Raw genomic sequence first — 14601 nt, 5'->3', positions numbered from 1 at the left:
GCCGAGGCACAAAACGAGCGTCTTGAGGCGCTCGACCGGGCCAACCGCGCGATCCGCGAGTCGGCCTCCCCCCAGGCACTGGCCGCCACCCCCACCCAGTCAGCCACCCCCTCGGCCGCAGCCCCCGCGACCACCACCCCCGCACCCGCGGTCACCAAGCAGGCCCCGGCCTGGGTCAACCCCATGCCCGCGGGCCAGATCAGCTCGTGCTTCGGCCAGCGCTGGGGCGTCCTGCACGCGGGCGTCGACCTGTACACCGACGCCGGCGAGCCCATCGTGTCCGTCGGCGCGGGTGAGGTCGTCGCCGCGGGCTGGGCCTACAGCGGCTACGGCATCTCGGTCGTTGTCGACCACGGCAACGGCTACCTGACCCACTACGCACACATGCAGGCCGACGCCGTCGGCGTCGGGCAGTGGGTCAAGGCCGGTGACGTCCTCGGCTACGAAGGCAGCACGGGCGACTCGACCGGCCCACATCTGCACTTCGAGGTGCACAAGGGAATGTGGAACCAGATCGAGCCAGCCCAATGGCTGCGCGATCGCGGCGTGGAACTCGGCGGCTGCTAGAACCTCCCTGCTTTACCCATCCCCCAATTGAAGGTGGTCCGGATCCACAGATCTGGACCACCTTCAATGTTCAAGCCCACCGCCAGGCGCGGATTAGAGTTTTTCGATGGGGGCGTGCCGCAGGACCAGCCACAGGGTCTGGTCGCCGAAGTCGACCTGTGCCTGGGCGCGTGCGCCCAGGCCTTCGACCGCGAGCACCCGGCCCAGCCCGTAACGCTGGTGGTTGACCCGATCGCCGACCGCGACGGACGGGCCTGCCTTCAGGTCGCTCGCCGTCGCCAGCCTGCTCGGATCGATGCCGATCTTGCTGGCCAGCGCGGTGGCCTTGGACGTGCCGCCCACGAACGAGTTGTTGCGCTGCGCCACCCGCTCCCGGCTGCCGATCCCGCCCCCGCTCCACGAGGTGTAGGCGTCGGCCGTGCGCTGCCAGTCGATCAGCGCGGGCGGAAGCTCCTCCAGGAAACGCGAGGGCGGGTTGTATTGCGGTTGCCCCCACGCCGAACGTGTGACGGTGCGCGAGATGTAGAGCCGGCGCCGGGCGCGCGTGATCCCGACATAGGCCAGGCGCCGCTCCTCCTCCAGCTCCTTGGCGTCGCCGAGCGAGCGCAGATGCGGGAACACGCCGTCTTCCAACCCGGTGAGGAACACGACCGGGAACTCCAGCCCCTTGGCCGTGTGCAGGGTCATCAGCGTGACAACGCCCTGATGGTCGGGGTCGTCACTCGGTACCTCATCGGCATCGGCGACAAGGGCCACCTGCTCCAGAAAGCCTTCCAGGGTCGGCTCCCCATCGCCCAGCGCCTCGATCCGCTCGGCATATTCGCGGGCGACGCTGACCAGCTCCTGCAGGTTTTCGACCCGGCCCTCGTCCTGCGGGTCGGTGCTCTCCTCCAGCTCGGCCAGCAGACCCGACCGCGTGAGGATCATCTCCAGCACGTCGGCCGGCGGCGCCACGACCGACCGGTCGCGCACCTCGTCGAGCATGGCCACGAACTCCTCGATGATGTTCATCGCGCGGGCAGCCAGGCCGGGCACCTCGCGCCGGCGGCGCAGCGCGGCGCCGAACGAGATGCGCTCGCGTGAGGCGAACGCCTCGATCAGCGACTCCGACCGGTCGCCGAGCCCGCGCTTGGGCGTGTTGAGGATGCGGCGCATGTTCACCGTGTCGTCCTCATTGGACACTGCGCGCAGGTAGGCCAGCGCGTCCTTGACCTCCTTGCGCTCGTAGAACCGGACGCCACCGACGACCTTGTAGGGCAGGCCCAGCCGGATGAACCGGTCTTCGAACACGCGGGACTGCGCGTTGGTGCGATAGAAGACCGCGACATCGCCGGGGCGTGCCTCGCCCGCGTCGTTGAGCCGGTCGATCTCGCGCGCCACCCAGTCGGCCTCGGCGTGCTCGGTGTCGGCCACGTAACCCACGATCTGCTCGCCCATGCCCTGATCGCTCCACAGCCGCTTGGGTTTGCGGTCGGGGTTGCGGTCGATCACCGCGTTGGCCGCGTCGAGGATCGTCTGCGTGGAGCGGTAGTTTTGCTCCAGCAGGATCGTGCGCGCCTGCGGATAGTCGCGCTCGAACTCGAGGATGTTGCGGATCGTGGCGCCGCGGAACGCATAGATCGACTGATCGGCATCGCCGACGACGCACAGCTCGCCGGTGCTGCCGACAAGTTCTTTCACCAGAACGTATTGCGCATGGTTGGTGTCCTGATATTCGTCGACCAGCACATGCCTGAACCGGCGGCGGTATTTCTCCGTCACCTCGGGCTTGGACTGTAGCAATTGGACAGTGCGCATGATGATGTCGTCGAAGTCGAGCGCGTGCGCCTGCTGCAGCCGTTGCTGGTAAAGGGTGTAGGCCTCGCCGAGCGCGCGCTCTGCCGGACCGTGCGGCTGGAACGCGTCGGGGGCGATGAGCTCGTTTTTCAGGTTGGAGACCTGCGCGGCCAGGCCGCGCGCGGGATAGCGCTTCGGGTCGAGATCGAGCTCACGCACCACGATCTGCATCAGCCGGCGGGAATCGTCGGCGTCATAGATGGAAAACGTCGACTTGAGCCCGGCATGCTCATGCTCGGCGCGCAGCAGCCGCAGGCATGCGGAGTGGAACGTGGACACCCACATCAGCCGGGCACGCCCGCCGACCTGATGCTCCACCCGCTCCCTCAGCTCGCCGGCGGCCTTGTTGGTGAACGTGATCGCGAGGATCTCGCCCGGGTGCACCTTGCGCTCCGCCAGCAGGTAGGCGATGCGCTGGGTGAGCACGCGGGTTTTGCCCGAGCCCGCCCCCGCCACGATGAGCAGGGGCGCTCCGACATGCGTGACCGCCGCACGCTGCGGCTCATTCAGGCCTTCGAGTAGAGCTTCCATCGGGGTCCGAGTCTATGCCGCCCGTATGACATTCACCCTTCACCAGGCTGCACTAGAAACTGCCGGACCGATCGCGCAAGATGGCCGCATGCTTTTACGCACTCCCCCACTTCGCTTTCTGCGGCGGCTCGCGGTTCCCGCGCTCGCCCTCGGCGTGATCATCGCTTTGCCACTGGCCCAGGGCGCCACGCCCGGCACGACCCAGGCCGGCTGGACCCCGCTCACCCCGGTCGCGGTGCAGCTGGACGACATCCCGGCCCGCCACGCCGCCAGGGGAAACCTGTTGGCGTTCAACGACTTCCACGGGGCCATCGACCCGCCGACGGGCAGCGGCGGCCTGGTGGTCGGCAATCCCGCGGGCGGCGTGGAGTTCCTCACCACGTGGGTCAAGCGGCTGCGCGCCGAGGGCCAGGCCGCCGGTGAACAGGTCGTGACGGTCGGCGCGGGGGACATGGTCGGAGCGACGCCGCTGGTCAGCGCGGCGTTCCACGATGAGCCGACGATCGAGCTGCTCAATGAGCTCGGCATGGACATCAGCTCGGTCGGCAACCACGAGTTCGACGAGGGCACGGTCGAACTCAAGCGCCTGATCAACGGCGGCTGCCACCCGGTCGACGGCTGCGCCGACGGCGACGGCTACGACGGGGCCGAGTTCACCTATCTGGCGGCCAACGCGGTCAACAAACGGACCGGCCTGCCGATCCTGGCCCCATTCAGCATCAAAATCATTCAGGGTGTACCGGTGGGCTTCATCGGCATGACGCTTGAGGGCACCATGTCGATCGTCAACCCGGGCGCCCCGGGCAACCCCGACATCCAGTTCCTCGACGAGATCCAGACCGCCAACAAGTGGTCCCGGTTGCTGCGCGCGTTCGGCGTCAAGGCGCAGGTGCTGCTGATCCACGAGGGCGGGCTGCAGACACCGGCCAACGACGTCAACGGCTGCGCCGCGTTCGCGGGCGCCATCACCGACATCGTCGCGGGCCTGCGTAACGAGTTCGGCGTCGTGGTGTCCGGCCACACGCACAGGTTCTACTCGTGTTCGCTGCCCAACGCCGAGGGCAACCCGGTCGTGGTCACGAGCGCGGGCAGCAACGGCACGCTCGTCAGCGACATCTCGTTCACGCTCGACAAGCGCACGCGCAAGTTCGCGTCGATCGAGGCGCGCAACGTCATCGTCGAAAACGGCATCCGCAACCCCGACGGCTCGTGGGGGCGCGACGCGCAGGGCAACTTCCTGCGCAACCCGGCGCTGATCGACCCGGGCGCGAAGGTGATCTCGGACAAATACCGGACCGCCGTCGCCCCGATCGCCAACCGGGTGGTCGGCAAGATCACCGCGGACATCTCACGGGACGCGGTCGCCAGCGGGGAGAGCCCGCTCGGTGATGTGATCGCCGACGCTCAGCTGGCCTACACGGCCGCCGCCGGCGGGCAGATCGCGCTGATGAACCCGGGCGGCATCCGGGCGCCGCTGACGTTCGCCAACTCGCCCGGTGGCGAGCCCGCGGGCGACGTGACCTATGGCGAGTGCTTCACGGTGCAGCCGTTCAACAACCTGGTCGTGACGCAGACATTTACCGGCGCTCAACTCAAGGCCGTGCTCGAGCAGCAGTTCGCGGGGCACGCGGGCCAGACCGTGACCCGCATCCTGCAGCCGTCGGCCGGTTTCACCTATTCCTACGACACCACCCGGGCCCTGGGCGACCGCACGTTCAACCTGGCGCTGGGCGGCACACCCATCGATCCGGCGGCCACCTACCGGGTGACCACCAACGACTTCCTGGCCAACGGCGGCGACGGCTTCACCACCCTCCAAGCGGGCACCGACCGCGCCACCGCACCCGGCTTCGACGTCGACGCCCTCGTGGCATACCTGGCCACCGGCCCCATCGCGCCGGGCCCGGCCAACCGCATCATCAAGATCGCCTAGCGGCAGCCCGCCGCGGGTACGCACAATTCGCCCAATACATCAATGTGATCAATAAAACCCATGGTCTTCCGACCATTCTTGCTTTCAGAAGCAAGCACAGGCATACTAGCGAGCGTGCTTCAGCAGGTGCGGTTCTATTTTTATGGCTCCGGAGTTCCGGCAGCCATAGGTCGCGCCTGAGCAAGACAGACCTAGGAAAGGCCCCGGGCTCCTCGAAGCCCGGGGCCTTTCGCCTTCTCCCGGGTGCCAAAGGAGCGACAATCAGCCCAAGGAGAAGTGATGATCACCATGACGCAGCAGAGCTCGACCGAGACCGGGACCAGCGCGCCGGAGGCGGCCAGCGAGATCATGTCCATGCGCGCCCGGATCGATGAGATAGACGCTCAACTGATCGCGCTGTGGAAGGAGAGAGCCGCGATCTCGCAGCAGGTCGGCAAGACCCGGGTCGCGTCGGGCGGCACGCGGCTCGTGCTCAGCCGCGAGCGCGAGATCATGGACCGCTTCCGAGCCGAGCTCGGCCCTGACGGAACTCAGCTGGCCCTGCTCATCCTGCGCGCAGGCAGGGGTCCGCTCTAGGCCACGGCCGTCCGAAGGTCACACGGCAGCGCGGTCGCAGCTCCCCTGCGGGACCCTGCGACCGGCCACCGGCGCGAGTGCTTGCCCACGCGCTACACCCGTTCCCCAGCATTCCCATCGCCGCGCGTCACGTTCGCCGTGTCGCCCGCGTTCGCGGCGACCCCCGTACACTGCGGAACTGCTGAGGAGAACGACGCTATGCGGCCGCGTCCTCGTCTCGTCCCGGATCCGTCCCGGGAGTAGGGTGCCACTACGGGACGTGCGACCGTCGCACCGGCTGCTCGGTCCCCTGGAGGTGTGGGCCGGTGAGCAGCGCCTGGCCCTGGGTGGGCCGCCCGCAGGCCATCATGGCGATGCTTATCGCGCGCCGCAATCGCCCGGTCTCCCTCGACGAGCTGATCGCTGCGACGTGGGACCACTCGCCGGGCTCGTTGGGCCCGGATTCCCTCGGCCAGCAACGCTTCCGCCTGCACGACCTCGTGCGGCAGTTCGCCACGGGGCAGGCGGTCAAGCAAAAGTCCACTTTGGAGCGGGCCGACGACAAGATGGGCATCGCCTGCGGTCTGACCATGCTTGTCGCCACTTACAGCTCAATGGGCGGGCTGGACGCCGCCGAGGCGCACGCGAGCGACGCTCTTGCCGCCGCCGAGGCGACGGGGAATGCGTGGCTGGCCGAAATGCTCGGACTGCGGGGCAACATCTTCTCGAGGCGGGTTGACATCCCGCGGCAGAGGCAGGTCCTCGAACGTGCGGTGGAGTTGCACCTGGCGGCGGACGAGCTCGTCAACACGGGCCGGAGGCTTACCAGCCTGGGCGAGGCGGCCGCACACGTCGGCGACCACGCGGCCGCCGCCGAGTACTTCGAACGGGGTGTGGCCCTGCTGCGGCGGATGCCCGCCTCCGTCCCGCTGGCATGAGCCTGCGGCGGCTGGCCGTAACGAAATGCGGATCGGCGACGCTTCCGTGGCGGCCCAGGCCCGCGCGGCGCTGGATTACTTTTGCCCGTGTGGCGGCGGCCGGCGGAGGCTCACCCACCGTCTGCCACCACACGGGGGACTGTGTTATTGCGTCGCGTGGATGACGTCGCGCTCCTCGGCGAAGTGGCACGCGCTGGGGTGTGGTGACTTGTCCCGCGGCTCCAGCGCGGGCTCCTGGGTGGCGCAGATTTCCTGCGCCTTCCAGCAGCGCGTGCGGAAGCGGCAGCCCGACGGCGGGTTGGCCGGTGACGGGACGTCGCCCTGCAGCACGATCTGGTCGCGGTGGCCGCGCAGGGTCGGGTCCGGCACGGGCACCGCGGACAGCAACGCCTGTGTGTAGGGATGCGTCGGGTGGTCATAGATCTCGGTGTCCTTGCCGAGCTCCACGACCTTGCCCAGGTACATGACCGCGACCCGGTCGGCGATGTGGCGCACCACCGATAGATCGTGCGCGATGAAGATGTAGGAGAGGCCGAGCTCGTCCTGCAGCTCCTCCAGCAGGTTCACCACCTGCGCCTGGATCGAAACGTCCAATGCCGACACCGGCTCGTCGCAGAGGATGATTTCCGGTTTCAGGGCAAGCGCTCTGGCGATGCCGATGCGCTGCCGCTGCCCGCCCGAGAATTGATGAGGGTACCGGTTGATGTGATCGGGATTCAGGCCAACCAGCTCAAGCAGCTCATGAACGCGCTTGCGGATCTGGTTCTTCGGCGCCACGTCCGGGTGGATCTGGTACGGCTCGCTGACGATGTCGCCGACCGTCATGCGCGGGTTCAGCGACGTGTATGGATCCTGCATCACCAGCTGGATGTTGCGCCGCGCGAGCCGCATCTCTTCGCCCGACAGCTTGGCCGTGTCCTGCCCGCGCACCACGATCGACCCGCTGGTCGGCTTTTCCAGCCCGACCAGCAGCTTGGCCAGCGTGGACTTGCCACAGCCCGATTCGCCCACCACGCCAAGCGTTTCGCCCCGGCGCAGGTTGAGGTTGACCCCGTCCACCGCCTTCACGTCGCCGTACTTCGTCTTGAACAGGATGCCGCGGGTAAGCGGGAAGTACTTGACCAGATCCTTGGTCTCGAGCACCAGGTCACTCATCGCCGCGCACCTCCTTCCAGAAGTGGCACGCACTGCTGATCCCCGGCTGGACCGGGTACAGCGGCGGTGGCGGATCGGCTTTGCACACGTCCTGTGCATAGCGGCAGCGCGGGCTGAACGAGCAGCCGACCGGAATCTGGGTGAGGTTCGGCGGCAGGCCCTTGATGACGTTGAGCTGCTGGCCCTTGAGGTCGACCCGGGGGATCGATTCGAGCAGCGCCTTCGTGTAGGGGTGCGACGGCTTGGCGTAGATGTCGAACACCGGCGCCTTTTCCACGATCCGGCCCGCATACATGACATTGATGCGGTCGGCGACGTCGGCCACCACACCCATGTCGTGCGTGATGAGGATCAGCCCCATGTTGCGCTCGCGCTGCAAGTCGGCCAGCAGGTTCATGATCTGGGCCTGCACGGTCACGTCGAGCGCAGTCGTCGGCTCGTCGGCGATGAGCAGCTCAGGATCCAACGCCAGCGACATCGCGATCATCACGCGCTGCCGCATGCCGCCGGAGAACTGGTGCGGGAAGTCGTTGACCCGCTGCCGGGCCGCCGGGATGTTCACCAGGTCGAGCAGCTCGATCGCTCGCTTCTTGCCGTCGCTGCGGGTCATGCCGCGGTGCTTGCGGAACAACTCGGCGAGCTGGAACCCGACGGTGAACACCGGGTTCAGCGACGACAGGGCGTCCTGGAAGACCATCGCGATCTTGTTGGCCCGGATCTGCCGACGCTCCTCTTTGGACCGCTTCAACACATCGACGCCGCGATACTTGATCTGCCCGCCGGTGATGAACCCGGGCGGAGTGTCGAGGATGCCCATGATGGCCTGTGCCGTCACGGACTTGCCGCAGCCCGATTCACCAAGGATGGCAAGGGTTTCGCCCGAGTTCACCTCGAACGAGACACCGTTGATGGCCTTGGCTATGCCTGCTCTGGTACGGAATTCGACCCGCAGTTCCTCAACGGCCAGCAGTGGTGCGGACGGATCGGTGCCCGGGATGCTCGGGCCGAACCGGGCCTGCACTTCGGTTGTCGGTGCCACGCCGCTCACCTCAGCTTCGGGTCGAGGGCGTCGCGCAACGCGTCGCCGATCAGGATGAAGGACAGCACCGTGCCGACGAGCACGGTGACCGGGATGAGCGTCAGGTGCGGCCACGTCTCGATGAAGTCGTCATGCCGCGAAATCATCAGGCCCCACGAGACGGCCGGCTCCTGCAGACCGACACCGAGGAACGTCAGCGTGGCCTCGGCAGCGACGAACCCGCCAAGCGCGATGGTCGCGATGACGAACACCGGCGCGATGGCGTTGGGCAGGATGTGCCGGAACATCAGCCGGGAGTTCTTGGCGCCCAACGCCTTGGCGGCCTGCACGTAGTCCAGGTTCTTCGCCGCGATCACGCTTCCGCGCATGATCCGGGCGACCGTTGTCCAGCCGAGCACCACGAGCACGAGCGTGATCGTCCAGATGCTGTACTTGCGCAGCATGCCGAGGATCACCAGCGCGCCCAACAGGAACGGCAGCGCAAACACAATGTCGATCAAGCGCGAGATGAGCGCGTCGACCCAGCCGCCGTAGAACCCGGCCAGCACGCCGAGTGGCAGCCCGATGGCCACGATGCCGACGGTCGCGTAGAGCGCGATCTGCAGCGACGGGTTGGCGCCGTAGACCGTGTGGCTCCAGTAGTCGCAGCCCCGCTGGCTCGTGCCGAGCCAGTGGCCGGGCGTGAACATCGGCTCGCCGCTGCCGTAATTGAGCTGGCAGTCCTGCGGGTCGACACGCGTCCACAGCTTGGGCACGAAGGCGAACGACATCATGATCAGGATGTAGACGCTCGAAATGACGAAGATGGGATTGCGCAGCAGTTCGCGCCGGGCATCGCTCCAGAGGCTGGCGCTTTGGTCCTTCGACGGCTCGCCAGGGCCGACCGGTGCCGCGGGCGCCGCGGGATTGTCCACACTCATGGTCGAAAGTGGTTCACTCATAACGGATCCTCGGGTCGAGCACGGCGTAGAGCAGATCGACGAACAGGTTGAGTACCAGATAGACCAGCACGAGGACGGTCGTCAGCCCGATCAGCACCATGGGCTCACCGGTGGCGATCGCCTTGAGGATGGTGAAGCCGACCCCGGGCACGCGGAACACTCCCTCGGTCACGACCGCGCCGGCCATGTAACCGCCGATCGACAGGCCCAGTGTGGTGACGACGGGGATCAGCGAGTTGCGCAGAGTATGCACACCGATGACCCGGTTGGTGGTCAGGCCCTTGGCCTTGGCTGTGCGTACGTAGTCGGCGCGCAGGTTTTCCAGCAGGCTGCCCCGGGTGAGCCGGGCCGTGGAGGCGAGGGTCAGCATCCCGAGCACGATGCCGGGCAGGATAAGGCTGAGCCAGGGGAACTCGGCCTTGTATGCGGCGCCGAACAATCCGCGCCCGAGCCATTCCGGCGCGTCGAGATCCTGGCGTAACCAGTTGCCGAACTTCACGCCGACGAACTTCTGCACGAGCACAGCGGAGACGAAGATCGGTACCGAGATCATCAGAACCGTCACGATGCGGACCACATAGTCGGAGAACTTGCCGTTGCGCAGGCCCGCAAGCACACCGGCGGCGAGGCCGAGAACGGCCTCCACGATGAACGCGATGATGGTGAGCTTGATGGTGTAGGGCAAGGCATCGGCCAGCACGTCGGTCACGTCACGGCGCGGGGCAAGGCTCTGCCCGAAGTCGAATCTCAAGAAGATGTCTTGCATGCGTTCCCAGAACAACCCGAAGCAGGGATTTCCCTTCTGCTGTAGGCATGGATCGCCGAGCCCGAACTGCTCGGTCATCTGGCGCAGTTGCTCTTCCGGCGGCGTGCGATCGCCGAACAGTGACCGGACCGGGTTGCCTCCAAATTGGATCGCCATGGAGGTCAGATAGTGAAGCAGGAACAAAGTTCCCAGGACAGTGGGGATGAATTGCAGCAAACGTCGCACGACGTAGCGCCCCATCTGGTCCTCCTCTCGGAGCCATCGGGGCGGTGCCCAAGCCTTGTGGCGCTTGGCGCACCGCCCCGCGTTAGGCGGATCAGATATCGATGAGCGTCAGATCACTTGTTGAGCTCGACGTTCTGCAGCTCAACACCCGAGATGGTGTTGTACGGGATGCCCTTGACGTTCTTGCTGTACAGAACCGTGGCCTTGCCGAACCACATCGGAAGCACCGGCAGGTCACGGACCAGGATGTCCTCGGCCTGCTGGTAGAACTTGATGGCCTCGTCGATCGTCTTGGCGGCGTTGCCCTTCTGCACGAAGTCGTCGAACTCCTTGTTGGCGTAACTGGAGTTGTTCGACGAGCCACCGGTGCCATACAGCGGCGCCAGGTAGGTTTCGAGCACCGGGTAGTCCGGGTTCCAACCGAGGCGGAACAGGCCGGTGAACTTCTTGTCGTCGGCGGTCTGCAGGTACTGCGGGAACTGCAGGGTCGCGTTGATTTCGTAGTCGATGCCGAGGTTAGCCTTGAGCTGGTCGCCGACCACCGCAGTCCATTCCTCGTGACCCGCGCCTGCGTTGGCCCAGATGACCAGCTTGCCGCCAGGCCAGCCGCCGGCCTCCGCCAGCAGCGCCTTCGCCTTGGTCGGGTCGTACTTGCAGTTCGCGCAGTTGCCAGGGCGGTTGCCGCCCTGGAAATTCGGGCTCACGAAGCCCTCAGCGGCACGGAACCGACCGAAAAAGATCTTGTCGATGATCTGCTGACGGTCGATCGCCAGTGAGAGTGCCTGGCGGAGCTTCACGTTCTGGAACCGCGTGTCGTACATCGGGAAGCCGAGGTAGGTGAAGCTATTGCTGGCCTGCTCGAACAGTGTGTCCTTGTAGAGGCTGGTGGCGTCCTTGTACTTGGCGGGCGGGACGTTGTCGAAGATGTCCAGCTCACCGGCCTCGTAGTCGGCGTAGCCGGTGGTGTTCTTGTCGTAGATCTTGTAGACGATCGAACCGACCTTGCCCTTTTCACCCTTCCAGCTGTCGCTGCGGACGACCTTGACCTCGACGTTGTGCTTCCACGAGCCGTCCATCTTGTACCGGCCGTTGCCGATCGGAGTCTCGTTGCACTTCTTGGTGTCTGCGAGGCATGCCTTCGCCATCGGGTAGAAGCCAGCGTAACCCACGGTCGCGGGGAAGCCGACAAACGCCCGGTCCAGCGTCACGGTGAAGGTGCTCTCGTCGACCTTCTTCAGGCCGGACATCGTCTTGGACTTGGGCTCCGGCGCCTTCTGCGGGCCGTCGCCGTCCGGGTCCTCCGACTGCGTGTCGGCGTAGCCAATGATGTGCGACATGAAGTAGGAGTTGGGCTGGGCGTTCGGACCGTAGGCGACCCAGTTCCAGGCGTCGATGAACGAGTCGGCGGTGACGTCCTCGCCGTTGTCGAACTTGTAGCCCTTCTTCAGCTTCACGGTCCAGGTGGTGTTATCTGTTGACTCGATGCTTTCGGCAAGCTGGTTCTTCACGGCGCCCGTCTTGGCGTCGAAGTCCACCAAACCGGCGTAAAGCTGCCGCAGAACCTGAATCGACGGACTGTCGTTGGCTCCGGTCATCAGGCCGGCCGGTTCGGTTGCAAAGACACGGAGCGTGCCGCCATCGCTCGGAGCTTCAGGCTCCGATCCCGACTGGCAGCCCGCCGCAAAAAGCGCGATAGCGGTCGCGCCGACCGCTACCTTCATGGGGAATTTCCCGCGCATGCGTAAGCCTCCTCAGGCGCTCACGAGGGGGTGTGAGGTGGCCACACTCTCGCACCCCAAGACACACACGGGAAGGGCCTGATACCAACCCGTTACCTTGCCGGGACGGCGTCGATATCGCCCAAACCGGATTGCTAGATCGACAACTAGCGCTGTGACCTGCTTCTTCGCCAGCGGCATCAACGAGCTAGATCAAAAATGGAAACCTGGGCGAAACCGATGTCCCAGCAAATGGGAGATTGTCTACAGGAGCCTCCGGTCGGCCGCCCATCGAGACAGCTCATAGCGATTGGACATCTGAAGCTTGCGCAGGACGTTGGAGACGTGGGTCTCCACGGTCTTGATCGAAATGAACAGCTCCTTGGCGATTTCCTTATATGCGTACCCTCGGGCGAGCAACCGCAGCACCTCGCGCTCGCGGTTGGTGAGCTGGTCGAGCTCCGGATCCGCGAGGCTGCTGTCCGGCCGGGCGGCGAACGCGTCCAGCACGAAACCGGCCAGGCGCGGGGAGAACACCGCGTCGCCGTCGGCCACCCGCCGGATCGCGCCGACCAGATCATCGGGCGAGATGGTCTTCGTGACGTAGCCCCGCGCACCGGCCCGGATGAGCCCGATGACGTCCTCGGCCGCGTCCGAAACGGACAGTGCGAGGAACTTCACCTGCGGATGCGACTTGCGGATCGACTCAAGCACCGCGCGGCCGCCGCCGTCGGGCATGTGCACATCGAGCAGCACCACGTCCGGCTCGGTCGCGGCGATCATCGAGATGGCCTGAGCCACCGTGGCCGCCTCGCCGACGACGTCCACGTGATCACCGAGCTCGGCGCGGACGCCCGCACGGAACATGCCGTGATCGTCCACAAGGAACACCTTCAGCCGGTCAGTCATGAGACTCCTCCTTAATCACGGCGACCGGCAGGGTCAGCCGCACCTCCGTGCCCTCGCCCGCGGCGCTGCGGATCTCCGCTTCGCCGCCGTGCCGGGCCATCCTGCCGATGATCGAGCCACGCACCCCATGGCGCATGTCCTCGACGCTGTCGATGTCGAATCCAACGCCGCGATCGCGGATGAAGACACTGAGCTCGGCCGGCTCGACCTCGGCGTAAAGGGAGATGGTCGTGACGCCCGCGTGGCGGGCCGCGTTGACCATCGCTTCGCGTGCCGCGGCCACGATCGCCGCGACCTTCTCGTCCACCATGCGGTCGCCGACGATGACCGTCTCGACGGCGATGCCGTATGTGTCTTCGACCTCCGCGGCCGCCTGCTCCAGCGCGGCGGCGAAGTGCTCCGTGGGCGAGCCGGTGGGCTGATAGAGCCAGTTGCGCAGGGAGCGCTCCTGCCCGCGGGCCAGCCGCTGCACCACGGCCGGGTCGCCCGCGTTGCGCTGGATCAGCGCGAGCGTGTGCAACACCTGGTCGTGCACCATGGCAGCGAGCTCGGCCCGCTCCTGCTCGCGGATGCGGCCCTCCCGCTCGGCGCGCAGCGCGGCGAGCATCTTCCACAGCAGCGGCGCGGACACCAGGCCCACGCCGCCGACCGCGATCACCGCGAAGGCGAGGGCCTTCCACAGGTCGGACCAGCTGAGGTTGACGTTGGCGGGTGAATAGACCGCGAGCAGGCCGATGACGCCGGCCACGACGAGCGACCCGCCGGCGATGAAGCGCAGTAAATAGGCGCGCCGGTCCTTGAAGTTGGTGAGGATCGTCAGCCAGCCGTCGGTGGGCGAGGCGGCCCGCTGCGACTGGTGCCAGATGATGCCCGCGCCGACCGCGATCAACGCGACCAGCCAGCCGGCGATCATCGAGAAGGCGTCGGTCCGGTTGAAGATGGTCGCGGCCATCATGAGCCCGAAGCCCACAAGGACGAACGGGAGCAGCCGCAGCGGTTGCCGGCGCTGCGCCGGTTGGTCGCCCGCCGTGGGCAGCACCGCCCAGAACACCGCGTAGAGCAGGGCGCCCAACCCATTGAACGGCATCAGCACCACGAACGCCGACCGGATCACGGTCGGCGACACGGAAAGGTGTGCCGCGATGCCGCCCGCCACGCCGGCGACCAGGCGGTCCTGCCTGGAGCGGGCGAGGCGGGGGCGGGCGAGGGTCTCGGGCACAGGTAGATCGTTCCACGCCCGGCCAGACAGCGCCCACAGGAAAGCCCCGGAGTTCGTGACGCTAAGTTTCTCAGGGTTGGCTCAGGGTACGCGCCTGAGGCGGCTCGGACCTGATCGGAAGCAGTATTTGAGGATGACCGACGACACGTCAACGTCTCACGCGGCCGCACCCCCGCCGAGTGAGCCGCGGCCACCCGGTGAGGCGCCGCCGAACACCCATGAAGCGCCGTCCGCGGGCGGGCCGGAGCCCGCTGCGCAGGAGCCGTGGG

At 66.7% G+C, this 14601-nt stretch carries 12 protein-coding genes; 4 read left to right on the top strand and 8 right to left on the bottom strand.

The features are described from left to right. Positions 1-567, top strand: a 567-nt coding sequence (locus DM816_RS32785; protein ID WP_162908076.1) for a M23 family metallopeptidase, incomplete at its 5' end; no start/stop codon positions are given. 93 nt (positions 568-660) lie between these two features. Here the strand turns inward: DM816_RS32785 and pcrA are convergent. After that, positions 661-2934, bottom strand: a complete 2274-nt coding sequence (pcrA, locus tag DM816_RS32780; protein WP_117214355.1) for a DNA helicase PcrA — start codon at positions 2932-2934, stop codon at positions 661-663. 88 nt (positions 2935-3022) lie between these two features. On the opposite strand from pcrA, the gene DM816_RS32775 reads away from it, so the two are divergent. The 3 genes from DM816_RS32775 (at position 3023) to DM816_RS32765 (ending at position 6360) form a co-directional block, all read left to right on the top strand. Beyond that, a complete protein-coding gene (locus DM816_RS32775) occupies positions 3023-4867 on the top strand; it encodes a bifunctional metallophosphatase/5'-nucleotidase (protein WP_117214354.1) in 1845 nt (614 codons plus the stop codon). 279 nt (positions 4868-5146) lie between these two features. Then, a complete protein-coding gene (locus DM816_RS32770) occupies positions 5147-5443 on the top strand; it encodes a chorismate mutase (RefSeq protein ID WP_117214353.1) in 297 nt (98 codons plus the stop codon). Between the two features lie 305 nt (positions 5444-5748). Further along, entirely contained in the window at positions 5749-6360 is a 612-nt protein-coding gene (locus DM816_RS32765) for a hypothetical protein (RefSeq protein WP_117214352.1), read from the top strand. 144 nt (positions 6361-6504) lie between these two features. On the opposite strand, the gene DM816_RS32760 is transcribed toward DM816_RS32765, so the two are convergent. The 7 genes from DM816_RS32760 to DM816_RS32730 all read right to left on the bottom strand — a co-directional run bounded on the left by DM816_RS32760 (position 6505) and on the right by DM816_RS32730 (position 14332). Continuing rightward, entirely contained in the window at positions 6505-7515 is a 1011-nt protein-coding gene (locus DM816_RS32760) for an ABC transporter ATP-binding protein (RefSeq protein WP_117214351.1), read from the bottom strand. Next, a complete protein-coding gene (locus tag DM816_RS32755) occupies positions 7508-8554 on the bottom strand; it encodes an ABC transporter ATP-binding protein (protein WP_117214356.1) in 1047 nt (348 codons plus the stop codon). The genes DM816_RS32760 and DM816_RS32755 overlap by 8 nt, the downstream gene beginning before the upstream one ends. A 5-nt stretch (positions 8555-8559) precedes the next feature. Continuing rightward, positions 8560-9474 carry an ABC transporter permease gene (locus DM816_RS32750; protein WP_246002490.1) on the bottom strand — a complete coding sequence of 305 codons (915 nt, stop codon included), beginning with the start codon at positions 9472-9474 and terminating at the stop codon, positions 8560-8562. A 13-nt stretch (positions 9475-9487) separates the two neighbouring features. Beyond that, a complete protein-coding gene (locus DM816_RS32745) occupies positions 9488-10501 on the bottom strand; it encodes an ABC transporter permease (protein ID WP_117214349.1) in 1014 nt (337 codons plus the stop codon). 98 nt (positions 10502-10599) lie between these two features. After that, positions 10600-12225 carry a peptide ABC transporter substrate-binding protein gene (locus tag DM816_RS32740; RefSeq protein ID WP_117214348.1) on the bottom strand — a complete coding sequence of 542 codons (1626 nt, stop codon included), beginning with the start codon at positions 12223-12225 and terminating at the stop codon, positions 10600-10602. A gap of 243 nt (positions 12226-12468) precedes the next feature. Then, positions 12469-13113, bottom strand: a complete 645-nt coding sequence (locus DM816_RS32735) for a response regulator (RefSeq protein ID WP_117214347.1) — start codon at positions 13111-13113, stop codon at positions 12469-12471. After that, entirely contained in the window at positions 13106-14332 is a 1227-nt protein-coding gene (locus tag DM816_RS32730) for an ATP-binding protein (RefSeq protein WP_117214346.1), read from the bottom strand. The genes DM816_RS32735 and DM816_RS32730 overlap by 8 nt, the downstream gene beginning before the upstream one ends. Positions 14333-14601: the final 269 nt, after the last annotated feature.

Origin of the sequence: Allorhizocola rhizosphaerae (assembly GCF_003426775.1) — a bacterium.
Classification (GTDB): domain Bacteria; phylum Actinomycetota; class Actinomycetes; order Mycobacteriales; family Micromonosporaceae; genus Allorhizocola; species Allorhizocola rhizosphaerae.
This window is presented reverse-complemented; position numbering and strand designations above follow the sequence as displayed.